Source organism: Streptomyces sp. NPDC091289 (assembly GCF_044757365.1).
Classification (GTDB): domain Bacteria; phylum Actinomycetota; class Actinomycetes; order Streptomycetales; family Streptomycetaceae; genus Streptomyces.
Genome location: NZ_JBIVUT010000002.1, coordinates 327,825 through 352,699, shown reverse-complemented (window position 1 = coordinate 352,699; position 24,875 = coordinate 327,825). Strand labels below are relative to the sequence as shown.

The following is a 24,875-nucleotide window of genomic DNA, read 5'->3' as shown; positions in this document are numbered from 1 at the left end:
GTGCTCCCCCCGAGTGATGACCACCTTCGCACGCGCCACTGACAGCGACCCGAGTCCCCCGCTGCTCACCGCCCGTCAGGAGACCGGGCGCGAATCCGTCCAGACCGACTCGAACTCCTCGCGGTAGGTCTCGAACAGACCGTGCTCGCTGTCCTGCCCCGCCCGCACCACCGTCCGCCGGCCCCCGCCGCGCAGCACCAGGACAGGGGCCTCCATGCCCCGGGCCCGGCGCAGATAGGGCTGGACGACGCCCACCGCGTCCGGTCCGTCCCCGTCCACCAGGTAGGCGGTGAAGCGCGGCGTCTCGTCGAACACCTGGATCTCGAACGCGCCCGGGTCGCGGAGCTTGGAGCGCACCCGGCGCATGTGCAGGATGTTCATCTCCACCGAGCGGCTCAGCTCGCCCTTCTTGAGGCCGAGTTCCCGCTCCCGGCGGCGGACCGCGCTGCTGGCCGGGTTGATGAACAGCAGCCGGACCCGGCAGCCCGACTCGGCGAGCCGGACGAGCCGGCGGCCGGAGAAGTTCTGGACGAGCAGGTTGAGGCCTATGCCGATGGCGTCGAGCCGCCGGGCCCCGCCGAACAGGTCCTCGGCGGGCAGCTGGCGCTGGAGCCGGACCCGGTCGGGGTGGACGGAGACCACGTCCGCGTACCGGTCGCCGACCAGCTCCTCCACCGCGTCCACCGGCAGCCGGTCGGCGGAGGGCACGCCGGCGCCGCTGCCGAGGATGTCCAGCAGACGGGCCGAGGCCCGCTCGGCCTGGGCGAGGACCGCCTCGTTCAGCGCGCGGTTGCGGGAGACGACGTTCCGCGCGACCTCCAGCTCGTCGAGGGCCAGCTCGACATCGCGCCGGTCGTCGAAGTACGGCTCGAAGCACGGCCAGTGCTGGACCATCAGCTCGCGTAGCTGCGGCAGCGTCAGGAAGCTGAGGACGTTGTCGTCGGCCGGGTCCAGCAGATAGCCCTTGCGGCGCGACACCTCGCGTACGGCGACGGCGCGCTGCACCCACTCCTGCCCGGCGGGTCCGGCCGCGGCCACCACCCACTCCTCGCCGTGCACCGGCTCGTAGATCGGACGGAGGACGGCTGCGACCACTGCCCGCAGGCGCTGTTCGACCAGATTCAGCCAGATATAGGCCCGTCCGGCCCGCTGGGCGCGGGTGCGCACCTCGCCCCAGGCCTCCGAGCCCCAGTCCAGCTCGGCGCCTATCTCCATGGGCTGCGCGAGGGACACCGTCCCGGGCTGGGCATCGGTCGATTCCCCCTCGTGACCTGCGTCACCTGGGGGCAGCTCGAACCCTCCCGAGCTCACCCGCGTACCGCCTTCCACTCCCCCACCCAACGATCAAGGAAGGGTACTCCGGGAGCGTGATCCGACGCAGCCCGATGCGCAGGCGACTTTCTCAACTCCCCCACCGGGGAGGCTTGTTCCTTGCGGCGAGATCGGGTGGAGTGAGCGGATTCATAGTGATTGGGACCCCTGCCCGGGATCAGGAACCGGACGCCCGCCGGGTGACCCGGCCCGGATGCGTGTCTGGGGCGGCACGGGAGTGTCCGAAGTTGACCGGTGCGGCGGGGGCCGGGCGACGGGACCCGGCCGCACCGCGCGACGTCCTAGGTGAGCACCGTGTTTTCGGGGAGTATTCGGGAAGTAACGGGCCGAGGAAAGCCACCGCACCCGGATCAGAAGTGGAAGAGTCTTCATCATGCAGGTCTGGCCGGGACACGCTTATCCCCTCGGCGCCACGTACGACGGCGCCGGCACCAACTTCGCGGTCTTCTCCGAGGCCGCCCACCGGATCGAGTTGTGCCTGTTGCACGACGACGGTTCGGAGACGGCGGTGGAGCTCCGCGAGACCGACGCCTTCGTGCGCCACGCCTATCTGCCCGGGGTGATGCCGGGTCAGCGGTACGGCTTCCGGGTGCACGGACCCTACGAGCCCCAGCGCGGGACGCGGTGCAACTCCGCGAAACTGCTGCTGGATCCGTACGCCCGCGCGGTCGCCGGGAAGATCGACTGGGGCGAGGCGGTGTACGGCTACCCCTTCGGGAGGCCGGACGCCCGCAACGACCTCGACTCGGCCCCGCACACCATGAGCTCGGTGGTGGTCAACCCGTACTTCGACTGGGGCGACGACCGCCGCCCCCGGACGGACTACCACCGGACCGTCATCTACGAGGCCCATGTGAAGGGCCTGACCATGCTCCATCCGGGGCTGCCGCCCGAGCTGCGCGGTACGTACGCGGGCCTCGCGCACCCGGAGGTGATCGCCCATCTGACCGAACTGGGCGTCACCGCGATCGAGCTGATGCCCGTTCACCAGTTCGTACAGGACCACCGGCTCTCCGACATGGGGCTCACCAACTACTGGGGCTACAACACCATCGGCTTCTTCGCCCCGCACAACACCTACGCCTCCTGGGGCGACCGCGGGGAACAGGTGCTGGAGTTCAAGCAGGCGGTGAAGGCCCTGCACCAGGCGGGGATCGAGGTCATCCTCGATGTGGTCTACAACCACACCGCCGAGGGCAACCACCTCGGGCCCACGCTCTCCTTCCGCGGGCTCGACAACGCCTCCTACTACCGGCTGACCGATGATCAGCGCTACTACATGGACACCACGGGCACCGGGAACTCGCTGCTCATGCGGTCCCCGCACGTCCTTCAGATGATCATGGACTCGCTGCGGTACTGGGTGACCGAGATGCATGTGGACGGCTTCCGCTTCGACCTGGCGGCGACCCTCGCCCGCCAGTTCCACGAGGTGGACCGGCTCTCCTCGTTCTTCGACCTGGTGCAGCAGGACCCGGTGGTCAGCCAGGTGAAGCTGATCGCCGAGCCGTGGGACGTCGGCGAGGGCGGCTACCAGGTGGGCAACTTCCCGCCGCTGTGGACCGAGTGGAACGGCAAGTACCGCGACACGGTCCGCGATCTGTGGCGGGGCGAGCCGCGCACCCTTGCGGAGTTCGCCGGCCGGCTGACGGGCTCCTCCGACCTGTACCAGGACGACGGGCGACGGCCCCTCGCCTCGATCAACTTCACCACCTGCCACGACGGCTTCACCCTGCACGACCTCGTCTCGTACAACGACAAGCGCAACGACGCCAACGGGGAGGACAACCGGGACGGCGAGAGCCACAACCGGTCCTGGAACTGCGGCGCGGAGGGCGAGACCGAGGATCCGGAGGTCCTGGAGCTGCGGGCCCGCCAGATGCGGAACTTCATCGCCACGCTGATGCTCTCGCAGGGCGTGCCGATGCTGAGCCACGGCGACGAGTTCGCCCGTACGCAGCGGGGCAACAACAACGCCTACTGCCAGGACAACGAGCTGGCCTGGGTGCACTGGCCCGATCCGGACGAGGCGGCGGACACCCCCGCCTCGACGCTGCTGGAGTTCACCCGGGCCATGGTGTGGCTGCGCCGCGACCACCCGGTCTTCCGCCGCCGCCGCTTCTTCCACGGGCGGCCGGTGGAGGGCACCCACGACGAGCTCTCCGACATCGCCTGGTTCACCCCCGAGGGCGAGGAGATGACGCAGCAGGACTGGCAGGCGGCCCACGCCAAGGCGATGACCGTGTTCCTGAACGGCCACGCCATCTCGGAGCCGGGGCCGCGCGGCGAGCGGATCTCCGACGACTCGTTCCTGCTGATGTTCAACGCGAGCGCCGAGACGCTCCGCTTCGCCGTCCCGGTCGGCCACGGGGAGCAGTGGCAGGTCGTCGTCGACACCGCGCGGCCGGACGGGGTGGAGCCGGGGGCGGGGCCGAAGGTGGCCGAGGGCGAGCGGGTCACGCTGATCGGGCGCAGCCTGACGGTGCTGAAGCGGCCCGCCTGAGGCAGGGGCGGGGAGAAATCCGTGGAGTGAGTGTTCCGCCCGGGTGACACGGATCGCCCCGGGCGGGGTACGTAGGAGTCCATGACGCCCTCCGCCACGTACCGGCTTCAGCTCCAGCCCGACTTCCCGTTCGCCGCCGCCGAGAAGGCCGTTCCGTACCTCGCCGAGCTCGGCGTCTCGCACCTCCACCTGTCACCCGTCCTGGAGGCGGTCCCCGGCTCCTCGCACGGTTACGACGTGGTCGACCACAGCCGGGTCCGGGCGGAGCTGGGCGGTGAGGAGGGGCTGCGGTCGCTCGCCTCGGCCGCCCGGGAGCACGGGCTCGGCCTGGTCCTGGACATCGTGCCCAACCACATGGCGGCCTCGCCCCGGCACAACCGGCCGCTGTGGGAGGTGCTGCGCGAGGGCCCGGACTCCCCGTACGCCCGCTGGTTCGACATCGACTGGGCGGCGGGCGGGGATCAGGTGCTGCTGCCGGTGCTCGCCGGGCCGCTCGGCCGGGAGCTGGACGCCCTCTCCGTCGATGGGGACCGTGCCGTGCTGCGCTACGGCGACCTGGAGTTCCCGCTCCGCTCCGGCACGGCGGACCTCCCGCTGCCGGAGCTGCTGGACGCCCAGCACTACCGGCTCGGCTGGTGGCGGCTGGCCCGCACCGAGCTGAACTACCGGCGGTTCTTCACGGTCCCGGAGCTGATCGGGGTCCGCGTCGAGCATCCGGAGGTCTTCGACGCCACGCACGCCAAGGTCCTCGAACTGCTCCACGACGGGGTGGTGGACGGGCTGCGCATCGACCACCCGGACGGACTCGCCGCCCCCGCCGCCTATCTGGAGCGGCTGAACGAGGCCACCGGCGGCCGCTGGACGGTGGTGGAGAAGATCCTCACCGGCGACGAGGACCTCCCGGCGGACTGGGCGGTCGCGGGCACCACCGGGTACGACGCGCTGCACCGGATCGACGGGCTGTTCACCGACCCGTCCGGGGCGGCGGAGCTGCTCGCCCGCTACCGGGAGTTCGGTGGCCCGCCCGGCGACCGGGGCGGCGACTGGCCGGCGACGGTGCGCCGGGCCGCGTACCGGGTGGTGACCCATGAGCTGGCCGCCGAAACGGCCTGGCTGACCCGGCTGGCAGGCGGGATCTGCGACCGGGACCCGGGGCTGCGCGACCATGCGCCGTGGGCGCTGCGGACGGCGGTCCGGGAGCTGCTGGTACGGGTCCCGGTCTACCGCCCGTACGTCACGGCGGGCGAGCCGCCGACGCGGATCGCCCGGGAGACGCTGACCGACGAGGCGGTACGGGAGGCGAAGGCGGTGTTCTCCGTGCCGGAGGAGGCGTCCGCCGTCGACGTCGTACGGGATCTGGCGCTCGGGCTGCTCGGCGGCGGGCAGCAACAGGCCGCGTTCTGCGCCCGGTTCGCCCAGACCGCGTCCGCGCTGCACGCCAAGTCGGTGGAGGACACGGCGTTCTACCGGTACGTCCCGCTGATCTCGGCGACCGAGGTGGGCGGGGACCCGGGGCGGCCCGCGGTGTCGCCGGAGGAGTTCCACGCCTTCGCCGCCCGGATCACCCGCGACCGGCCCGCCACCGGCACGGTCCTGACCACGCACGACACCAAGCGCAGCGCGGACGTCCGGGCCCGGATCGCGGTGCTGGCCCAGTGCCCGGAGCGGTGGGCGGCCCTGGTGGCGGAGCTGACGGCGGCGACCGCCGTCGGGGCCCCGGATCCGCAACTGGCCTGGGCGGCCTGGCAGTCGGCGTACGGCTGCGCGGAGATGCCGGCCGATGAGCTGCTCGGGCGGCTGGAGCCGGCGCTGCTGAAGGCGGTGCGCGAGGCGGGCCTGTTCACCAGCTGGACGGAGTCGGATCCGGCGTACGAGCGGGCGGTGTCGGACTTCGTCGCCGCCGGTCCGGGCAACGGGCCGGGCGTGGCCCGGACGCTGGTCGCCGAGTTCGCGGACGCGCTCGCCCCGCATGTGCGCGCCCAGGTGCTGGGGGCGGCGCTGGTGCATCTGACGATGCCGGGGGTGCCGGATCTCTACCAGGGCACGGAGAGCGAGTATCCGGCGCTGGTCGACCCGGACAACCGGCGGCCGTTCCGGCGGCCCGAGGTGCCGGACGAGAAGCAGACGCTGACGGCGACCGCGCTGGGGCTGCGACGGGAACTGCCGGACGTGTTCGGGGAGTCGGGGACGTACGCCCCGCTGGCGGCCGGGGGCCCGGCCGCCTCGCATCTGCTGTCCTTCTGCCGGTCGGGCGAGGTGGTCACGGCGGTGACCCGTCTGTCGCTGCGGCTGGCCGAGGGCGGCGGCTGGCGGGACACGGTGCTGGAACTGCCGGCCGAAGGGCCCTGGCGGGACCTGCTGTCGGCCTCGCCAGGACGGGAGTTCGCGGGGGGCCCGGTGGCGGCGTCCGAACTGTTCGCCGAGCGGCCGGTGGCGTTGCTGCGGCGGGTGCGGGGCTGATAGCCACGGGGGCCATGCGCCTGCCCGTCAGGACGGGCGTACCAGCAGGGTGCGCGGTCCTCGGGTGAGCAGGCCGCCCGCCACCGGGCGGAAGCCGTCGGCCCAGCGGATGCCGGGCATCGCCGTCAGCAGGGCGCGCAGGCCGTGTTCGGCCTCCAGTCTGCCGAGGAGGGCGGCGGGGCAGCCGGCCGGGCCGATGAGCAGCGGGTCGGCGTCGGTGCGCAGCGGGTCGAACCGGTCGGGCGCGCCGAACCGGGCCGGGTCGCGTCCCGCCGCGCCGATGAGGCAGGCGACGGGCGCGTCGGCGGGGAGCGTGCCGCCGCTGACGGCCACCTCGGTGCGGGTGCGGCGCAGCACGATCTGGACGGGCGGATCGCGGCGCAGCGTCTCGGCCCAGGCCCGTCCGAGCAGCGTCCCGGCCCCTGTCCCCGCCCCCGCCCCTGTTCCGGCCGTTGCGGCGGCCAGCAGGTCGGGGTCGTCCAGCATGTTCGCGAGGAACGAGCCGAGGGCGTGCTCGCGGAGCGCCGTGGGCCCCGCGCAGCCATCGACTCCCCCGCCGGTTCCCCGGTGGCGGGCGTGCCGGGGCAGGGTGCTCAGGTCCGGGTAGGAGAGCCCGGCCGCCGCGGCGGCGGCGCCGGCGGGCAGCCACCGGCAGAAGTCGGCGACCAGGTCCGCCCGCTCGCGCCCGGCGATCCGGCGGGCCAGGACGTACGCGGTCCGCTCGACGGCGGGTTCGGCGGCGCGGTACGGCACGGCCGTCGGGACACAGACCAGGCTGCCCCGGCAGAGGCCGAGCGGGACGGGGGCCCGGCCGCGCGGGGCCGCGTCGTGCGGGTAGCCGGTGAACCGGGGGTCGGTGAGGGCCAGGGCCACGTCCGCGTACCGGCTCAGCAGCCAGGCGCCGAGGCCCGGATCGTAGCCGAGGGGGTAGTCGGTGCGCAGCAGGCGGTAGAGGCGCAGCCGGTACGGATCCGTCGTGGCCCCCGGCGCCAGCAGTCCCGGCTGCCCGCCCGCGAGCCGGTGCGGGCGACGGGCGGCGGGCAGGGCGTCGGGGCGGTCGACCGGCATCCCGCGCCCCCTGGAATCGGTGCGCCGGCGGCCGGCGCGCGTTCTCTCAGGGGACCACCGCACCGGGCGCACCGCAGTCGGCGTACGCCCGTTCGGGTGAGGGTGCGGTGGGGTCCGGGGGGCGTATCCCGGTGTCCGGGAGGGTGCGGAGCAGCTCGGTGAAGGCCGCCGCCGCTCCGGTCAGGGGGACCCGGGAGAAGACGGCGAGGGCGCGCAGCCAGGGCGGGTCGACGCTCAGGACCGCGCAGTCCTCGCCGAGCGCGCCGCGCACGGTGTGGCCGGGGGCGGTGGAGATGCCGACCCCGGCCGCCGCCATCCGGATCGCGGTCGAGGTGTGCTCGGTCCACACCGCCGTACGGGGCTCGAAGCCCGCCGCGCCGCAGACGCCGTCGAGGAACGGCCGGCCGTCGACGACCGGTTCCATCGCGCACCGCACCCAGGCCCGGTCGGCGAGCTCGTGCAGGCCGACCGAGGAGCGCCCGGCCAGCGGGTCGTCGAACGGGACCACGAGCACGATCTCCTCCTCGCCCACCGGGACGAGGGGCCCGCTCCACCGCTCGGGGACCGGCCCGAGGGCGAGGTCGGCGATGCCGCGTTCCACCTGGTCCTCCAGGGCGTCGGTGCTGCCGTACTCGTGGAGGACCAGGCAGACGCCCGGATGGGCGCGCCGCCAGTGCGCGAAGACGTCGGGCAGGACGCCGACGGCCACCGAGTGCACGGTGGCGATGTGCAGTTCGCCGCCCTCCGCCCCGGCGGCCGCGCGGGCGGCGCGACGGGCCTGGGCGGCACTGCGGACGGAACGTTCGGCGTGCGGGAGGAAGGCCCGGCCCATCGGGGTGAGCAGCACGCCGCGCGGCAGCCGCTCCAACAGCTCGCCGCCGACCGTCCGTTCCAGCGCCTTGATCTGGTGGGAGAGGGCGGGCTGGGTGACATGGAGCCGTTCGGCGGCACGAGTGAAGGAGGACTCCTCGACCACCGTGACGAAGTACTCCATCTGACGCAGACTCATCCGCCGTCCCTCCCGCAGGACTTCACGCACAGCGTCCACGTGCCATGAACGTTGTGCATCGACTCCACACGCATTCTGCCTTGGACGCATGGCGGCGGGCGGGCGGAGGGTGGACCCATGACGCTGACGAACACGGAAAACGCGACGGATGTACTGGTCATCGGCGGTGGGACCGGCGGCTACTCGACGGCGTTGCGGGCGGCCGCGCTCGGATTGAAGGTGGTGCTCGCCGAACGGGATCTGGTCGGCGGCACCTGTCTGCACCGCGGCTGCATCCCGAGCAAAGCGATGTTGCACGCCGCCGAACTCGTCGACGGGATCGCCGAGGCCCGGGAGCGGTGGGGGGTGAAGGCGACGCTCGACTCGGTGGACTGGCCGGCCCTGGTCACGACCCGGGACGACATCGTGACCCGTAACCACCGGGGGGTCGAGGGGCAGTTGGCGCGGTCCGGGGTGACGGTGGTGCGCGGCAGCGCCGAGCTGACGGGCCCGCGTTCGGCCCGGATCGACGGGTACGGGGAGGTCGTCGCCCGGCGGGGTGTGGTCCTGGCGACCGGTTCGCGGCCCCGGATGCTGCCGGGGACAGCGGCGGACGGGCGGCGGGTGGTGACGAGCGACGACGCGCTGTACGCCCCGGGGCTGCCGGGGTCGGTGCTGGTGGTCGGCGGCGGGGCGATCGGCGTCGAGTACGCCTCGTTCCACCGGTCGATGGGGGCCGAGGTCACGCTGGTGGAGGCCGCCGACCGGCTGGTGCCGCTGGAGGACGCGGAGGTGTCGCGGCATCTGCTGCGGGGGCTGAAGAAGCGGGGCATCCGGGTGGAGGCGGGCGCGCGGCTGCTGGAGTGGACGGTGGTGGACGAGGGGGTACGGGCCGTCGTGCGGACCGCCCGGGGCGAGAGCGTCACGGTGGCGGCCGAGCGGCTGCTGGTCGCGGTCGGCCGGGAGCCGGTGACCGATGGTCTGGGGCTCGCGGCGGCGGGACTGGTCACGGACGGGCGGGGCCATGTCGTGCCGGCCGACTGGTCACGGCTGGAGACGGCGGTGCCGGGCATCCACGTGGTGGGCGACCTGCTGCCGCCGCCCTCCCTGGGGCTGGCCCACGCCTCCTTCGCCGAGGGTCTGTTGGTCGCGGAGACGCTGGCCGGGCTGCGCACCTCCCCGGTCGACTACGCCGCCGTCCCCCGGGTCACGTACTCCTCGCCGCAGACGGCCGCGGTGGGGCTGACCGAGGCGCAGGCCCGGGACGCGGGGCACGACGTGGTGGTGAACACCCTGCCGCTGACCGCCGTCGCCAAGGGCATGGTGCACGGCAGGGGCGGGCTGGTGAAGGTGGTCGCGGAGCGGGCGGGCCGGGTGCTGGGCGTCCATCTGGTCGGGCCGCACGTCTCCGAGATGATCGCGGAGAGCCAGCTCGTGGTCGGCTGGGACGCGGAGCCCGCCGATGTGGCCCAGCACATCCACGCCCATCCGACGCTCTCCGAGGCGGTGGGCGAGGCGTTCCTGACGCTGGCCGGGCGCGGACTGCACCAGCAGCACTGAACCGGAGGGCCGGCTCAGGCGGGCGGAAGGCCGGGGCCGTGCGGCGGCAGCTCGGGCGCGCGCGGCGGCAGTTCGGGCGGGCGGGCGGCGGGCGGCCGGGGTGCGGCCGACGGCAGCTCGGGCGGACGGAGGGCCGGGGCGGTGAGGCGGAAGCTCATCCGGCCGAAGCTCACCTGGTCGCCGTCCCGCACCGGGATGGAGCCGACGAGCCGCTGGCCGTTGACGCAGGTCCCGTTGGTGGAGCCGAGGTCGCGCAGCACCCAGCGGCCGTTCTGCGCGGAGAGTTCGGCGTGCAGCCGGGAGACCGTCTCGTGGTTGAGGCGCAGTCCGTTCGCCGGGTCGCGGCCGATGAGCAACGGATACGGGCCGGGCGCGGGGAGCAGCAGTTTGGGGAGCCGCTCGGTCTGCCAGGCGCGGCGCAGCCGCCCGGGGAAGGCGGAGATCCCGCCCACCGCGCGGACCAGTCCCTGGGACCAGCGGCTGCCGTCGTCCAGGTCGGAGGTGAGGGCCGCCAGTTCCTCGGGGCGACGGGCCACGAGGGCGAGCTCCATGCGCCGCATGAAGGTGTCGTGCGACAGCTTGCCCTGTGCCGCACCGTCTCTGAGCACGCCGAGGACACGGTCGCGCTGGGCGTCCGACAGCCGCGCGGGACTCGTGTGGAACTCGAAGGAGGACGTCACGTGGACGATTGTCGGGCCGAGGGGCCCGGAGTGTCCAGACGAGGCCGTGTGTCCCCCGCCGCCCGACCGGCCCTGCCCGCTTCCGGGGCGCCCGGATAGGGTCGTGGCACGGCAAGCCGACAGGTCACGGACGAGGGCAGGGGGGGGCGGGACCATGAACGCATTCCAGGGACTGGCGTCCGACGAACCGGTCGCCATCACGATCCTGGGCGTGGTCGTCATGCTCATGGTGCTTGTGGTGTTCGGTGGTTTCGCGATGGTCGTCTACCTCAGCCCGCGCAAGCACCGCACGCCCGAGGACCGGCGCCGGGCGCGGGAGCGCAAGGCCTCCCACCGTCGCCAGGCCGCGCTCCGCAAACGGCGCGAGGCGCTGCAGCGCAAAGCCCGTCGCCAGGGGTGAGGGAATATCCGGTGGACGGCGGGCGCCGGCCGCGGCTACGGTCGGCACCGCTATCGATCAAGGTCGTGAAAGGGGGTGGGACCGTGCGTGAGAACACCACCGGTACCGCCGGAAACCGCAGCTTCTTCTCATCCTCGCGCTCCCGCCCCGTCCACCGGGCGGTGTCGGACTCCGTCTGACCGGGAGCGCTGCGTTTCTTCCCGGAGGATCTCTCCATGACCGATCTGGTCATTCGCGCGCTCACCCCGAGCGACGCCGGTCTTTTCCATACTCTTCAGAACACCGAGCTTCAGAACACCGAACTTCAGGGCGCTGATCTTCAGGACACCGCTCTCGTCGGCCGTGGCGCGTTCGGCCACCGTTACGCCACCGTGGCGGACGGCGGCGAGTACCGCCCCGACTGGACGTGGGTCGCCCTGCGCGACGGCACGGTGGTGGCCAGGACCGCCTGGTGGGGCGCTCCCGACGACACCGCGCCCATCGCCCTCGACTGGTTCGACTTCGCGGTCGGCGAGGAGGAGGCGGGCGCCGAACTTCTGCGCCGGGCCCCCTTCCGTACCGAGTTCTCCCTGCTGGTGCCGCCCAACTGGCGGGACGTGCCCGAGGTCCGGGCCGCCGCCGAGACCAGGATCGACGCGGCGCGGGCGGCCGGGATGGAGATCCTCGTCGAGCGCTACCGCTATGTGTGGACCCCCGACTGCCCGCTGCCCGAACGGCCGGGCCGACTCACCTTCCACCCCGAGCCGGACGACGCGGTGATCCTCGACGTCCTGCGCCGGGTGCATTCGGTCACGCTGGACGCCCACGCCCGTAAGGCGATCGAAGGACCGGGCGGCCTGGACGCGGCGGCCCAGGAGGAGTTGGACTTCTTCCGCTGGTGCCCCTCGCCGAGGGAGTGGTGGCAGCTCGCGTACACGCCGGACGGTCAGCTGGCGGGCATCCATGTGCCCGCGCACAACCCGTCCGGGCCGTGCATCGGCTTCATCGGGGTCGTCCCCGAGGCGCGCGGGCACGGGTACGGCTACGACCTGCTGGTGGAGTGCACCCGCTTCCTGGTCGAGCGGGGCGCCGAGTCCATCGCGGGCGCGACGGACCGGGGGAACGCGCCGATGGCCGCCGCGTTCGCCCGCGCCGGTCATCCCGTCACTCAGGAGCGGATCGACCTGGTGTTCGCTCAGGGGTGAGTGACCCGCTCGCCGTCTCCTCGGCGAGCCAGTCCAGGCGGAGTCGCTGCTCGGCGGGGATCGTCGCGTCCTCGCCGCGCGGCCCCACGTTGAGCAGCACTCGGCCGCCGTCGGCCGCCGTGTCGCGGACCAGTGAGGTCAGGGCCTCGCGGCCGATGAAGTCGTCCGGCCCCGAGGCCCGGTTGTAGCCGAAGCTGTGGTCGACGCCCCGGGTGATCTCGTACGGGTCGGAGCCCTCGTAGCGGGCGTACTCCGGGGTGCGGAAGTCGTAGACGGGCGGTGTGCGCGGGACGAAGCCCTCGCCCTGCGCCACCGTCCGGCGGTCCCACCAGTTGTACAGCGCCTTCGCACCCGGCAGGTTCAGGCCCCGCCAGTGCGGTGCGTACGGCAGCAGGCGGTCGTTGACGACGCCCTGCGGCACGGTGAAGCGGTAGAAGTCGACCAGCGAACGGATCTCGGCGGCGGAGGCGGGCCAGGCGATGTCGTTCCAGAGGATGTCGGGGCGATAGCGCCGGATCAGCTCTCTCAGCTGCGCGTCCGCGTACGCCGGGTAGTTCCCGCGCGGGACGGCGGAGAACATGTCGGCGGCGGTGCCGATGGGCCGATCGTCGAAGGTCCAGTCGAGCCCGCCGGAGTAGTAGACGCCGAAGCGCAGGCCCTCGGCCCGTACGGCCTCGGCGAACTCGCCGACCACGTCCCGGGTCGTGTGCCAGCCGGCGCGGTGCGGGTTCTTCGTCCCGGAGGGCCAGAGGCAGAACCCGTCGTGGTGCTTGGTGACCAGCACCGCGTATTCGGCGCCCGCCTCCCGGAAGCCGCGGGCCCAGGCGGCGGGGTCCCAGGTGCTGAGCCCGTCCTCGAAGGCGTGGCCGAAGTCCGTGTAGGGGTGGGTGCCGTAGGTGGCGCGGTGGTGGGCGGCGACCGGGGAGCCGGGGAAGCGGAGCGCGTTCTCGTACCACTCCGCGTACGAGGTCCAGCCCAGCGGCGCACGCCGGCCCGCCGCCGGCAGTTCGGCGGCGGGGACATAGGGCGGGGCCCAGCCGGGGACGGAGGCGGGTGTCCAGTGAACGAAGATCCCCAGTCGGGCCCGGGACCACCATGAAGCGACCATGGCGGGAGTATTGATCATCGGGGCGGCGTCGCGTAAGTCCCCTCGACCGCTTCGTTCCCCTTCTGCCGCTTCTGTGCGTGGATCAGGTCGCGGTACCAGGCGTACGAGGCCTTCGGCGTACGGGTCAGCGTCTCGTAGTCGATGTGGACGAGGCCGAACCGCTGCGAGGCACCCTCCGTCCACTCGACGTTGTCGGTGAGCGACCAGGTGAAGTAGCCGCGTATGTCCACCCCGGCGTCCATCGCCGACCGCAGGGCCCTCAGATGGCTCTCCAGGTAGGCGATGCGGCGGTCATCCGCGTGCGGTTCCTCCAGGGCGCAGCCGTTCTCGGTGATGTAGAGCGGCGGGAGGCGGTCGCCGTAGCGGGTGTGCAGCGCGGTGACGATCTCGGTGAGGCCTTCCGGGACCACGGGCCAGCCGAATCCGGTCTTCTCGTACCCCTCGATCTCCCGTATCCCGAAGGGCAGTTCGGCGGGCATCGTGAAGCCGGAGAAGGTGTCCAGGGCCTCGGGCCTGGGCGCTCCGACGAGGGTCGGGTTGTAGTAGTTGACGCCGTACCAGTCGAGCGGGGTGGAGATGATCTTCAGGTCGTCGGCGACGGGTCCCGGCATCAGGGCGGCGAGGCTCTCGTCCGGGTAGCGCCCGGTGAGGACCGGGTCGGCGAAGAGCCAGTTGGTGAGCGTGTCGTACAGCTCCGCGCCGAAGCGGTCCTCATCGGTGTCCCCGGCCGTCCAGACCGGGGCGTGCGAGAGGGCGACACCGATGTTGTCCGCGCCGGCCGCGCGCAGGGCACGGACCGCGAGGCCGTGGGCGAGGAGCTGGTGGTGGGCGGCGGGCAGGGCGTCGAAGAGCAGGGTGCGGCCCGGGGCGTGCTCGCCCAGCGCGTAGCCGAGCATCGTGACCTCGGCGGGCTCGTTGATCGTGATCCACATGGGGACGCGGTCGGCGAGGCGTTCGGCGACGATGCCCGCGTACTCGGCGAAGCGGTGGGCGGTGTCCCGGTCGAGCCAGCCGCCCGCCTCCTCCAGCGGGAGCGGGGTGTCCCAGTGGTAGAGGGTCGGGGCGGGGGTGATGCCGTGGGCGCAGAGCTCGTCGACGAGCCGGTCGTAGAAGTCGAGCCCGTCGGCGTTGACGGCTCCGCTGCCGCCGGGCACCACACGGGGCCAGCTCACGGAGAACCGGAAGGCGTCGGCGCCGAGTCCGGCCAGCAGCGCGACGTCCTCGCGGTAGCGGGCGTGGAAGCCGGTGCCCCGGGTGGTGTCGGTGCCGTCCTTGATCCGGCCCGGCAGGGCGGCGAAGGCGTCCCAGCCGGAGGGGCCCTTGCCGTCCGCGTCCACCGCCCCCTCGGTCTGGAAGGCGGAGGCGGAGGCTCCCCAGAGGAAGCCGGGCGGGAACATCGGCACGGTCATCGCGGCCTCCAGCAGCCGTACGTAGGAGCAGGACCAGGAGCGGAAGCGGTCCGTTTCAGCAGAACCGGTCGGGTGTCAGCAGAACCAGTACGTGTGAGCGAAATCCGTATGAGCGGGAACCTCGCCGGGCAATGATCAGGACCAGACCTTAATCGCCGGTGGCGGGCGGCAACAGAGCCTGTCGTGTGGAGCGCGAAGCCCGCCCCGGGCGGCGCGCGCGCCCCGCCCAGGGACGAGGAGTGGTGGATGCAGTTCGAGGTGTGGGCCCCCGAGGCGGACTCGGTCGTGCTGGAGGCGGCGGACGTCCGGTCCCCGATGGAGCGCGACACGGGGCGCGAGGGGTGGTGGACGGCCGAGGCGGAGGCCTCCGACGGGGACCGGTACGGGTTCCGGGTGGACGACGGGCCGCTGCTGCCCGACCCCCGGTCGCGGCGGCAGCCGGACGGGCCCGACGGCCCGAGCGCGGTCGTCGACCAGGAGGCGTACGCCTGGCGCAACGGGTGGGCCGGGCGGCGGCTGAACCGGGCGGTGCTGTACGAGCTGCACGTGGGGACGTACACCCCGGAGGGCACGTTCGACGCGGCGGCGGCGCGGCTGGGCCATCTGGCGGAGCTGGGCGTCACCCATGTGTCGCTGATGCCCCTCTGCCCGTTCCCGGGGGTCAACGGCTGGGGCTACGAGGGTGTCTCGCTGTGGGCGGTGCACGAGCCGTACGGCGGGCCCGAGGGGCTGAAGCGCTTGGTCGACGCGGCGCACGGGCTGGGGCTCGGGGTGGTCCTGGACGTCGTCCACAACCACCTGGGCCCCTCAGGCAACCATCTGCCCTCCTTCGGCCCGTACTTCACCGACACCCACCACACCCCGTGGGGCGCGGCCGTCAATCTGGACGCGCCGGGCTCCGACGAGGTGCGGGCGTTCCTGCTGGGCAGCGCGCTGGCCTGGCTGCGCGACTACCGGCTCGACGGGCTGCGCCTGGACGCCGTGCACGCGCTCGCCGACACCCGGGCGCTCACCTTCCTGGAGGAGCTGTCGGCTGCGGTCGACGCGCTGGCGGTGGAGCTGGGGCGGCCGCTCGGGCTGATCGCCGAGTCCGACCTCTGCGACCCGCGCACCACCACCCCGCGCCCGGCGGGCGGCCTCGGGCTGCACGCCCAGTGGAACGACGACTTCCACCACGCCCTGCACACGGCGCTCACCGGCGAGTCCCAGGGCTACTACGCCGACTTCGCCCGCGCCCCGCTCGCCGCCCTCGCCAAGACGGTGACGTCCGCGTTCTTCCACAACGGGACCTACTCCAGCTTCCGGGGCCGCACCCACGGCCGCCCGGTCGATGTGTCCCGCACCCCCGCCCACCGCTTCGTCGGGTACGCGCAGACGCACGACCAGATCGGCAACCGGGCGCTGGGGGACCGCCTCGCCGCCTCCCTCTCCCCCGGCCTCCGGGCGTGCGCCGCCGCGCTCGTGCTGACCGGCCCGTTCACCCCGATGCTGTTCATGGGCGAGGAGTGGGGGGCGCGCACCCCCTGGCAGTTCTTCACCGACCACACGGACCCGGAGCTGGCCGAGGCCGTACGCAACGGCAGGCGGCGGGAGTTCGGGGCGCACGGCTGGGCCGAGGAGGAGATCCCCGACCCGCAGGACCCCGCGACCCGGGACCGCTCGGTCCTCGACTGGGCCGAGCCGGAGCGCGAACCGCACGCACGGCTGCTCGCCTGGTACCGCCAACTGATCGCGCTGCGGCGTACGTTGCCCGACCTCCACGATCCCGACCTGGCCTCGGTGAAGACCGCCTTCGACGAGGACGCGCGGTGGTTCGCGTACCGCAGGGGCGATCTGCGGGTCGTGGTGAACCTGGCCGACAAGCCGGCGGCGATCCCCCTCGGCCTCGGCCGCCACCGCCGTTCCGGCGGACGGGTGGCGGCGGCCTGGGAGCCGATGGAGGCGCCGGGCGCGGACGGGGTGCTGCATCTGCCGCCGGAGTCGTGCGTGGTGCTGGCGGACGACTGAACTCCCCGCCGCTGCCCGCTATTCCACGGCTACTCCACGGCTATTCCACGATCGCCAGCTCGCGGGCGGTGGTGTTGAGCCGTCGGCCGCCGTCCTCGGTGACGGCCACGATGTCCTCGATCCGGACGCCGAAGCGGCCCGGGAGATAGACGCCCGGCTCCACGGAGAAACACATGCCGGGGACGAGCTGCTGCTCCTCGCCCTCGATCATGTACGGCGGCTCGTGGGTGGTGACGCCGATGCCGTGGCCGGTGCGGTGGATGAAGCGGTCGCCGTAGCCGAACTCGGTGATCACCGCGCGGGCGGCCCGGTCGATCTCCTGGCAGGCGACGCCGGGCCGGACGGCGGCACAGCCCGCCCGCTGGGCCTCGCGGACGATGTCGTGGACCCGCTGCTCCTCGGCGGTGGGCTCGCCGACATGGACCGTACGGGAGGTGTCGGAGCCGTAGCCGTGCTTCAGGCCGCCGAAGTCGAGGACCACCATGTCGCCGCGCTCGATGGTGCGTTCGCCCGCCTCGTGGTGCGGGTTGGCCCCGTTGGGGCCGGATCCGACGACGGTGAAGTCGACCTGGGAGTGCCCGAACTCGCGGAGCAGCGCGGCCAGATCGGTGGCCAGGTCGACCTCCCGGCGGCCGGAGAAGCGCACCTTGAGGATCTCCTCGTACGTGGCGTCGGCGGCGGCCCCGGCGGCGGCGAGCCGTTCCAGCTCGGCGGCGTCCTTCACCGCGCGGAGCATCGGCAGCGCCTCGGTGAGCGCGGTGTAGGAGGTGCCGGGCAGCTCGCGCTGGAGGCCGAGCAGATGCATCGCCCAGGCGTTGTCGCTGACGCCGAAGCGGCCCCGGTCGTCCAGCAGCGGGGCGGTCACCGCGTACGGGTCCTTGCCGTCGGTCCAGTCCCGCAGGGTGAGGGCGGGCGCGCCGGTGGCGGCGGCCGCGTCGGGGGCCTCCAGGGTCGGGACCACCAGGACCGGGTCCTGGCCGGCCCGGAGCACGAGGAGCGTGAGGCGTTCGGTGCTCACGGGGCGGTAGCCGGTGAGGTGGACGAGGTCGGGGCCCGGCGCGACGATCACCCCGGCGAGCCCGGCCTCGGCGGCGGACTCGGCGGCGCGCGCCATCCGGGCCCGATAGTCGTCGGCGGTGAAGGACGGCGGGGCGGACTGCGGCGCGGGCTGCTGAGCGGGCTGCTGAGCGGGCTGCTGAGCGGACGGGCTCGGGCTGGACATCAGGGCCTCCTGGCGGTGCGACACGGCACACAGCATCCTGCCCGCCCGGCGAGGTGTACGCGACCGGCTTCCCGGCCGTGTTCCGGCGGGGTGTACGCGACCGGCTTCCCGGCCGTGTTCCGGCGGGGTGTACGCGACCGGCTTCCCGGCCGTGTTCCGGCGGGGCCGTCAGCCGTCAGCCGTCGGCAGCCGCACGATCAGGTCGGCCCGGTCCCGGCCCCGCTCCACCAGTCGGGCGTTCGCCTCGTCGGAGCGGGCCACCCACTCCTCGGCGTGCGGCCGGGGCTTTCCGTGGCGCACATGGCGGTCGACGAGGCGGCGCACCCGGACGCCCGGGTCGAGGTCCAGGAACCACACCTCGTCCAGCAGCCCGCGCACCGGCGCCCAGGGCCCGTCCTCCAGCAGCAGGTAGTTGCCCTCGGTGACGACGAGCGGGACATCCGGCGGTACGGGCAGCGCACCGGCGACCGGCTCCTCCAGGGACCGGTCGAAGGCGGGGGCGTAGACCGTGTGCACCGGGTCCGGGTCGCGCAGCCGCCGCAGCAGGGCCGCGTAGCCGGCGGCGTCGAAGGTGTCGGGGGCGCCCTTCCGGTCGGCGCGGCCCAGCCGGTCCAGCTCGGCGGCGGCGAGGTGGAAGCCGTCCATCGGGACGAGGGCGGCGCGTCCGTCCAGGGCCGCGACCAGCCGGTCCGCCAGAGTGGACTTCCCGGCTCCGGGCGGGCCCGCGATCCCGAGGATCCGTCGCCCTCCGGCGTCCGCGAGCGCGCGGGCCCGGTCCGTCAGCGCGGCGAGGCCGCCGGTGCTCGTGCCGTCCACGATGTCCATGCGGGGCATTGTGCGGCGGCGGAGGGCCCCGGCGTTAGTGTTACGTATAACCTCATCGTCGGCCTCATCATCGGAAGGACTCCCCCGCCATGCCCCACATCGCCCTGGTCACCCTGGTCGTCCGCGACTACGACGAGGCGCTCGCGTTCTACCGCGACGCGCTCGGCTTCGAGCTGGTGGAGGACACCGACCGGGGCGACGGCACCCGCTGGGTGGTGGTGCGCCCGCGCGGCGCGGCTCCCGGCACGGGGCTGCTGCTGGCCCGGGCGAAGGACGAGGCGCAGGGCGCGGCCGTCGGGGCGCAAACGGGCGGCCGGGTCGGCTTCTTCCTGCACACCGAGGACTTCGCGGCGGACCATGAGCGGATGCGTGCGGCCGGGGTGCGGTTCCTGGAGGAGCCCCGGCACGAGACGTACGGCTCGGTCGCGGTCTTCGAGGACCTGTACGGCAACCGCTGGGACCTGTTGCAGCCGGCCGCCTGAGTCCGTTTGCCCCCGCTCCGGCCCGGGTCAGTGCCCGCCCCGGCCCTCCAGGTAGGCGAGCACCGCGAGGACGCGGCGGTGGACGGTGCCGTCGTCCGGCTCCAGGCCGAGCTTGGCGAAGATGGAGCCGATGTGCTTGCTCACCGCCCGTTCGGAGACGGTGAGTTCGGCGGCGATCGTGCCGTTGGCCTTGCCCTGCGCCATGTGTTCCAGGACCTCGCGCTCGCGGGCGGTGAGGCTCTGGAGCGGGCCCGCCGAGGACTTGCGGGTGAGGAGCTGGGTGACGACCTCCGGGTCGAGGGCGGTGCCGCCCGCCGCCACCCGGTCCAGCGCCTCCAGGAACTGCTCGACCCGGCCCACCCGGTCCTTGAGCAGATAGCCGATGCCCCGGGCGCCCTGGGCGAGGAGCTCGGCGGCGTAGGTCTCCTCGACGTACTGCGAGAGGACCAGGATCGGCAGGTCGGGCAGTTCGGCGCGGGCGGCGAGCGCGGCCCGCAGGCCCTCGTCGCGGAAGGTGGGCGGCAGCCGTACGTCCAGGACGGCGACGTCCGGGCGGTGTTCGAGCAGGGCGGGCAGGATCTCCGGGCCGGCCGCCGCGTCGGCCACCACCTCGTGTCCGGAGCTGGTGAGCAGGAGAATCAGGCCCTCGCGCAGGAGGGCGTTGTCCTCGGCGATCACGATCCGCACGGCAGCTCCACTTCGATGTCCGTCGGCCCCCCGGCGGGGCTGCTGACGCGGGTGGCGCCGTCCAGTGCGGCGACCCGCCGCCGGATGCCCACCAGCCCGCTGCCGGCGCGTTCGTCCGCGCCGCCGTGACCATCGTCGCCGATGGTCACGCGCAGCACGCCGGGGGGCCGGTCGATACGGACCCGGGCGGCGGTGGCGCCGCTGTGCTTGCTGATGTTGGTGAGCGCCTCGGCCACCACGAAGTAGGCGGCGGCCTCGATCGCGGCGGGCAGCCGCCGCCCGTCCTCCACCGCGTCCAGGTCCGCCGTGACGGGGACGGCGACGTCGGCGGCCAACGCCCGTACCGCACCGGCCAGTCCACGGTCGGTGAGCACCGGCGGGTGGATGCCGCGCACCACGTGCCGCAGCTCGGCGAGCGCGGCGTCGGCCCCGTCCTGCGCCTCGTCCAGGCGGGCCCGCGCGGCGGCCGGGTCGCGGTCGAGGAGCTGTTTGGCGAGCCCGATCCGCATCGACAGGGCGACGATCCTGGCCTGGGCGCCGTCGTGCAGATCCCGTTCGATGCGCCGCAGTTCGGCCCCGTGCGCGGCGACCGCACCGGCCCGGCTCTCGGTGAGGTGGGCGATCCGTTCGGTGAGTTCGGCGGCGGGCGGCGGGGCGAGGAGGGCCAGCGTCCAGCCCGCCGAGAGGTCGGCCAGCACCGGATGCCAGCGCAGCGCCCAGCCCGGCCGCTCGGGCGGCTCGGTGCCGTACTCGTCGGCCCGCCGCCGGTCCACCAGGCCCACGACGGACAGGCCGATCCCGTCCACCAGCAGGGCGATGGGCCACAGGACCATCGCGAGGTAGCCGAGCCCCATCCCGAAGAGCGTCTGGATCGGCAGCCAGAGCGCGAGCCGCCAGGTGGTCCGGTCGGTGAGCGTCCACCGCACCCGTTCGGACAACTCGCCGCCGGGCGGCGGCGGATACGAGGCCGGCCGGTGTCCGGGACCGAGCCGGGCCGCCGCCCGGCGGCTCTCCGCCGCGGCGGCCCGGCGCAGCAGTCCGGCGGCCTCCGGCAGCGCGGGCAGCCCGATGATCACGACGGCGAACAGGAGGGCCGCCACGACCAGGAACCCGCCGATGTAGGTCAGCATCGCGACCCCGATGCCGAGGAAGAGGTAGCGCGAGGCGTCCCAGGAACGCTGCACGGCGACCGTGAGGGGGGCGGACGGGGAGCTGCTCATGGCAGCCAACGGTACGGGGGCCGACCCGCCGCCGGACGGGGGCGGGCACCCGGCCGGGGGTACAGCTGGGTCCACCCCCGGTCCGGTAGTGCGCACCCTCGCCCCGCCGCGCCCCGACTCATAGCGTTCTAGCAGGTCAAACGGTACGGGGACGGGTCCGGAGGACACTCCGGGGACGGTGGAGGCGAACAGTGGGTACGACGATGGTGGAGCAGGCGACCGCGCTCGGTCTGGAAGGGGTGAGCCGGAGCTACGGGCGGCGCGGGAGCAGCCGGTGGACGACGGCGCTCGACGCGGTCAGCTGTACGGTCCCGGCCGGGAGCTTCACCGCGGTGGTCGGCCCCTCGGGTTCGGGCAAGAGCACCTTCCTCCAGGTCGCGGCGGGCCTGGACCGGCCGACCTCGGGGACGGTGCGGATCGCGGGCACCGATCTCGGGTCGCTCTCGGAGGCGGCGCTGACCCGGTTGCGCCGGGACCGGATCGGGTTCGTCTTCCAGTCGCACGCGCTCAACCTGGTGCCGTCGCTGTCCATCGAGGAGAACGTGGTGCTGCCGCTGGTGCTGGGCGGCGCGGACCCGGGCGGGCCCGATGTGCTGGCGCGGGGCCGGGAGTTGCTGGCCCGGGTGGGTCTCGCGGGGCGCGGCGGCGACGGGCCCTCGACGATGTCGGGCGGGCAGCAGCAGCGGGTGGCGGTGGCCCGGGCGCTGGTGACGGAGCCCGAGGTGATCTTCGCGGACGAGCCGACCGCCTCCCTCGACCCGGAGTCCGCGGCGCTGGTGCTGGCGCTGCTGCGGGACGCCGTACGGATCGAGGGCCGCACGGTCGTGATGGTCACCCATGATCCGGTGGCGGCGAGCTGGGCGGACACCGTGCTGACGATGGACGGCGGTCGGCTGCGATGAAGTCGCCCGCGATGAAATCCGCTGCGATGAGGTCCGCCGCGACACGGGAGCGTACGGGCACGGCGGCCCAGGAGCCGCCGGACGTACGGCAGAGGCGTAAGGGGACGCCCGCCCGGGAGGCGCGGGGCGTACGGCAGGGGTCGCGGCGGGCGTCGGCGTTCCTGGCCAGGCGGTCCCTGGCCACGCACCGGCGGGCCTGGGCGGCGGTGATCGTGGCGACGGGCGCGGCCGCCGCGCTGATCGGCGCGTTCGCGTTCGTCGTCGGCTCGCTGCTGGTGGCCGCGCCGCCGGTGCAGCGGTACGCGGGCGCCGACGCGGTGGTGGCGGCGGACCAGAAGGTGTCGTACACCGCGAAGCCCTGGGGCAGCGAACCGCAGACCGCGACGGCGTACCTGCCGGAGCGGGCCCGCCTGGACCGGTCGGTGCTGGCCGCGGTGGCCGGGGCCGACGGGGTGGCGAAGGCCGTCGCGGACGACTCCGTGCCGGTGTCCACCGGCGACGGGCGGCCGGCGGTGGGCCGCTCCTGGCCGTCCGCCGTGCTCACCCCGTACGAACTGGCCGAAGGGCGGGCCCCCGGGGACGCGACCGAGGTCGTCCTGGACGGCGCGCTGACGGCAGCCGGCCCCGCCCCGGCTCCGGGCGAGCGGATCGTGCTGCGGGCCGACGGGACCACCCGGACGTACACCGTCAGCGGGATCGCCCGCACCGGGCACGGCGGCGACGGCCCCCCGGCCGTGTTCTTCACCGAACCCCGGCTGACCGCACTGGCCGGGCACCCGGGCCGGATCGACGCGATCGGTGTGGTCGCGGAGCCGGGCGTCGGGCCGAAGGCGCTGCGCGAGGCGATCGGCGCGGTGCTGCCCGAGAACGCGGGCGTCGCCGGATCCGACCGGGGCGTACGGGTGCTGACGGGTGCGGAGCGCGGGGAGGCCGAGCACGTGGACGCGCTCGGCGGGCGCGGCGACCAACTGGCCCTGCTCGGGTCGATCGGCGGCACCGTGCTCATGGTGGCGCTCCTCGTGATCGCCTCGACGCTGTCCCAGGCGATCCATCAGCGGTCCGGGGAACTGGCGCTGCTGCGGGCGGTGGGGGCATCCCCCCGTCAGCTCCGGTCCGCGATCGGCCGGGAGGCGGGCCGGGTCTCCGCGGTGGCGGCGCTACTGGGCGGCCTCGGGGCCGTACCGCTGGGTCTCGCGATGCGTTCGCTGCTGACCACCGGGACGCTTCCGCTGCCGGTGCCGTGGTGGCTGCCGCCCGCCGCCGCGCTGGCCGGCGGGCTGCTGGTCGCGCTGCTCGCACGGCCGGTCGCGATGCTCGCCGCCCGGTCCATCACCCGGCTGCGGCCCGCCGCCGCGCTGGGTGCGGCGGCGGCGGACGAGCCGAGCGAGCCGGGACGGTTCCGCACGGTCGCGGGGGTGGTGCTGGCCTTCGCCGGGATCAGCTCGGCGGGCGTGGCGACGGCGCAGAGCGGTCCGGCGGCGGGCGCCGCCGCCTCGGGCGCGGCGTTGTCGCTGGTGATCGCGGTCGCACTGCTGGGGCCCCGGATCGCCCGGATCGCCCTGGGCGTGCTGGGCCGTCCGCTGCGCCGGGCGGGCGGGGTCTCGGGCTTCCTCGCCGAGCGGGCGGCCTCGGCGCACACCCGGCGGCTCGCCACCGCGTTCACCCCGATCGTGCTGGTGGTCGCGTTCGTCTGCGTGCAGCTCGCGGCGGGGCCGACGCTGGAGCGGGCCGCCGACCGGCAGGCGTCCGCCGCGCTGCGGGCGGACCTGGTGGCGACGGCCGGCGGGGCGGGGCTGCCCGCCGGGGCGGCCCGGGCGGTGCGGGAGGCACCGGGGGTCACGGCGGCGACCGGGGTGCTGCGGTCGGCGGTCGTCCTGGCCGACCGGGAGGCCGGTGAACCGGTGCTGTCCCGGCTGCCCGTGCTCGGCGTGGAGGCGCGCGGCCTGTCCGGCACGCTCGACCCCCGCGTCACGGCGGGCGACCTGGACCGGCTCACGGGGCTCGACGCCGTCGCGGTCGGGGCGGACCGGGCGAAGAGCCTGAAGGTCGGCCCCGGGGACCGGGTGGCGCTGCGGCTCGGCGACGGTACGCGGGTGGAGCCCCGGGTCGTCGCGGTGTACGGACACGAGCTGGGCCTGGGCGAGTTCCTCTTCCCGCGCGAGGCGCTGGCGGGCCATGTCTCGGCCGCGCGGGACGGGGTCGTCCTGATCCGGACCGGGGCGGGGAGCGACGGGGAGGCCGCGGCCGCCGTGCGGAAGGCGCTGGCTCCGTACGGCGGCGGGGTGACGGTCCGGGCCGCGACGGCCGACGACGTGCGGATCGCTCCGCCGGTGTCGGACGGGGACAACGCGGTGATCGTCATCGGCGTCGGGGTGATCGGCGGCTTCGCGCTGCTGGCCGTGGTGAGCACGCTGGCACTGATCACGATCGGCCGCAGGGGCGAGTTCCGGCTGCTGCGAATGGTCGGCACGGGGCGCCGGCAGCTGCGGCGGATGCTGGTGCTGGAGACCGGTCTGGTGACGGTCGCCGGCCTGGTGATCGGCACGGTGGTGGCGGCGGTCCCGCTGACCGCGTTCGCCGTCTCGGTGGCGGGCACGGCCCCGTATCTCCCGCCGGCGCACTACGGGGTGATCGCGGGGGCGGTGGCACTCGCGGCGGCAGCGGGAACGCTGATCCCGGGCGCGGCGGGCGGACGCTTCGTCCTGGGACGCCGGGCGGGGTGAGGGGCGGGGCGAGGGGCGGGGCGGAACCGGATGAGGGGCGAGGTCAGGGGTGGCGGGCAGCCGCCCCTGACCTCGCCCCGTCGCCATTCGGCCCACAGCCGAGGCGCGGCCGGAC

19 protein-coding genes are annotated in these 24,875 nt (G+C 74.2%); 9 read left to right on the top strand and 10 right to left on the bottom strand.

The window, feature by feature from the left end; translation table 11 throughout:
• Window positions 1-75: 75 nt before the first annotated feature.
• Window positions 76-1,311: an SAV2148 family HEPN domain-containing protein gene (locus ACIQPT_RS03610; protein WP_401152295.1), complete on the bottom strand. Its 1,236-nt coding sequence runs from the start codon at window positions 1,309-1,311 to the stop codon at window positions 76-78.
• A gap of 394 nt (window positions 1,312-1,705) precedes the next feature.
• Between ACIQPT_RS03610 and glgX the strand changes: the two genes are divergently transcribed.
• Together glgX and treY are read left to right on the top strand one after the other, a co-directional pair.
• Entirely contained in the window at window positions 1,706-3,835 is a 2,130-nt protein-coding gene (gene glgX, locus ACIQPT_RS03605; RefSeq protein ID WP_401152292.1) for a glycogen debranching protein GlgX, read from the top strand.
• Between the two features lie 81 nt (window positions 3,836-3,916).
• On the top strand, window positions 3,917-6,295 hold the full coding sequence (gene treY / locus ACIQPT_RS03600; RefSeq protein ID WP_401152289.1) for a malto-oligosyltrehalose synthase: 2,379 nt from the start codon (window positions 3,917-3,919) through the stop codon (window positions 6,293-6,295).
• A 27-nt stretch (window positions 6,296-6,322) separates the two neighbouring features.
• Here treY and ACIQPT_RS03595 read toward each other — a convergent pair whose 3' ends face one another.
• Both ACIQPT_RS03595 and ACIQPT_RS03590 read right to left on the bottom strand, forming a co-directional pair.
• Window positions 6,323-7,363, bottom strand: a complete 1,041-nt coding sequence (locus ACIQPT_RS03595; protein ID WP_401152287.1) for a cytochrome P450 — start codon at window positions 7,361-7,363, stop codon at window positions 6,323-6,325.
• 46 nt (window positions 7,364-7,409) lie between these two features.
• Complete coding sequence (locus ACIQPT_RS03590) at window positions 7,410-8,372, bottom strand: LysR family transcriptional regulator (protein WP_401152285.1); 963 nt, start codon at window positions 8,370-8,372, stop codon at window positions 7,410-7,412.
• Window positions 8,373-8,489: 117 nt separating this feature from the next.
• On the opposite strand from ACIQPT_RS03590, the gene lpdA reads away from it, so the two are divergent.
• The gene (gene lpdA, locus ACIQPT_RS03585; RefSeq protein WP_401152282.1) at window positions 8,490-9,911 is read left to right on the top strand and encodes a dihydrolipoyl dehydrogenase; all 1,422 of its coding nucleotides are present in this window, start codon (window positions 8,490-8,492) and stop codon (window positions 9,909-9,911) included.
• 14 nt (window positions 9,912-9,925) lie between these two features.
• Here the strand turns inward: lpdA and ACIQPT_RS03580 are convergent, their stop codons facing one another.
• Entirely contained in the window at window positions 9,926-10,591 is a 666-nt protein-coding gene (locus ACIQPT_RS03580) for a DUF1707 and FHA domain-containing protein (protein ID WP_401152280.1), read from the bottom strand.
• A 154-nt stretch (window positions 10,592-10,745) separates the two neighbouring features.
• Between ACIQPT_RS03580 and ACIQPT_RS03575 the strand changes: the two genes are divergently transcribed.
• The gene (locus ACIQPT_RS03575) at window positions 10,746-10,991 is read left to right on the top strand and encodes a hypothetical protein (protein WP_401152277.1); all 246 of its coding nucleotides are present in this window, start codon (window positions 10,746-10,748) and stop codon (window positions 10,989-10,991) included.
• A 215-nt stretch (window positions 10,992-11,206) separates the two neighbouring features.
• The gene (locus ACIQPT_RS03570; protein WP_401152275.1) at window positions 11,207-12,175 is read left to right on the top strand and encodes a GNAT family N-acetyltransferase; all 969 of its coding nucleotides are present in this window, start codon (window positions 11,207-11,209) and stop codon (window positions 12,173-12,175) included.
• Here the strand turns inward: ACIQPT_RS03570 and ACIQPT_RS03565 are convergent.
• On the bottom strand, window positions 12,135-13,283 hold the full coding sequence (locus tag ACIQPT_RS03565; protein WP_401152272.1) for an alpha-L-fucosidase: 1,149 nt from the start codon (window positions 13,281-13,283) through the stop codon (window positions 12,135-12,137). The two genes, ACIQPT_RS03570 and ACIQPT_RS03565, sit on opposite strands and share 41 nt — an antisense overlap.
• Window positions 13,284-13,297: 14 nt before the next feature.
• Window positions 13,298-14,692, bottom strand: a complete 1,395-nt coding sequence (locus ACIQPT_RS03560) for a GH1 family beta-glucosidase (protein WP_401152270.1) — start codon at window positions 14,690-14,692, stop codon at window positions 13,298-13,300.
• A gap of 246 nt (window positions 14,693-14,938) precedes the next feature.
• Here ACIQPT_RS03560 and treZ point away from each other — a divergent pair, with 246 nt between their 5' ends.
• Entirely contained in the window at window positions 14,939-16,699 is a 1,761-nt protein-coding gene (gene treZ / locus ACIQPT_RS03555) for a malto-oligosyltrehalose trehalohydrolase (protein WP_401152267.1), read from the top strand.
• A gap of 40 nt (window positions 16,700-16,739) precedes the next feature.
• On the opposite strand, the gene ACIQPT_RS03550 is transcribed toward treZ, so the two are convergent.
• Window positions 16,740-17,921 (bottom strand): M24 family metallopeptidase, encoded by a 1,182-nt coding sequence (locus ACIQPT_RS03550; protein WP_401152264.1) that lies wholly within the window; start codon window positions 17,919-17,921, stop codon window positions 16,740-16,742.
• Between the two features lie 168 nt (window positions 17,922-18,089).
• Window positions 18,090-18,746, bottom strand: coding sequence for a nucleoside/nucleotide kinase family protein (locus ACIQPT_RS03545; protein ID WP_401152261.1), 657 nt, complete (start codon window positions 18,744-18,746; stop codon window positions 18,090-18,092).
• A gap of 89 nt (window positions 18,747-18,835) precedes the next feature.
• On the opposite strand from ACIQPT_RS03545, the gene ACIQPT_RS03540 reads away from it, so the two are divergent.
• The gene (locus ACIQPT_RS03540) at window positions 18,836-19,228 is read left to right on the top strand and encodes a VOC family protein (protein WP_401152258.1); all 393 of its coding nucleotides are present in this window, start codon (window positions 18,836-18,838) and stop codon (window positions 19,226-19,228) included.
• A gap of 27 nt (window positions 19,229-19,255) precedes the next feature.
• Here the strand turns inward: ACIQPT_RS03540 and ACIQPT_RS03535 are convergent, their stop codons facing one another.
• On the bottom strand, window positions 19,256-19,915 hold the full coding sequence (locus tag ACIQPT_RS03535; protein WP_401152256.1) for a LuxR C-terminal-related transcriptional regulator: 660 nt from the start codon (window positions 19,913-19,915) through the stop codon (window positions 19,256-19,258).
• Window positions 19,903-21,135, bottom strand: coding sequence for a histidine kinase (locus ACIQPT_RS03530; RefSeq protein WP_401152253.1), 1,233 nt, complete (start codon window positions 21,133-21,135; stop codon window positions 19,903-19,905). Before ACIQPT_RS03530 ends, ACIQPT_RS03535 begins: the two co-directional genes overlap by 13 nt.
• A gap of 203 nt (window positions 21,136-21,338) precedes the next feature.
• Between ACIQPT_RS03530 and ACIQPT_RS03525 the strand changes: the two genes are divergently transcribed.
• Both ACIQPT_RS03525 and ACIQPT_RS03520 read left to right on the top strand, forming a co-directional pair.
• Window positions 21,339-22,037 (top strand): ABC transporter ATP-binding protein, encoded by a 699-nt coding sequence (locus tag ACIQPT_RS03525; protein ID WP_401152555.1) that lies wholly within the window; start codon window positions 21,339-21,341, stop codon window positions 22,035-22,037.
• Window positions 22,038-22,048: 11 nt separating this feature from the next.
• Entirely contained in the window at window positions 22,049-24,760 is a 2,712-nt protein-coding gene (locus tag ACIQPT_RS03520) for an FtsX-like permease family protein (protein ID WP_401152250.1), read from the top strand.
• The last annotated feature ends 115 nt before the right edge of the window (window positions 24,761-24,875 follow it).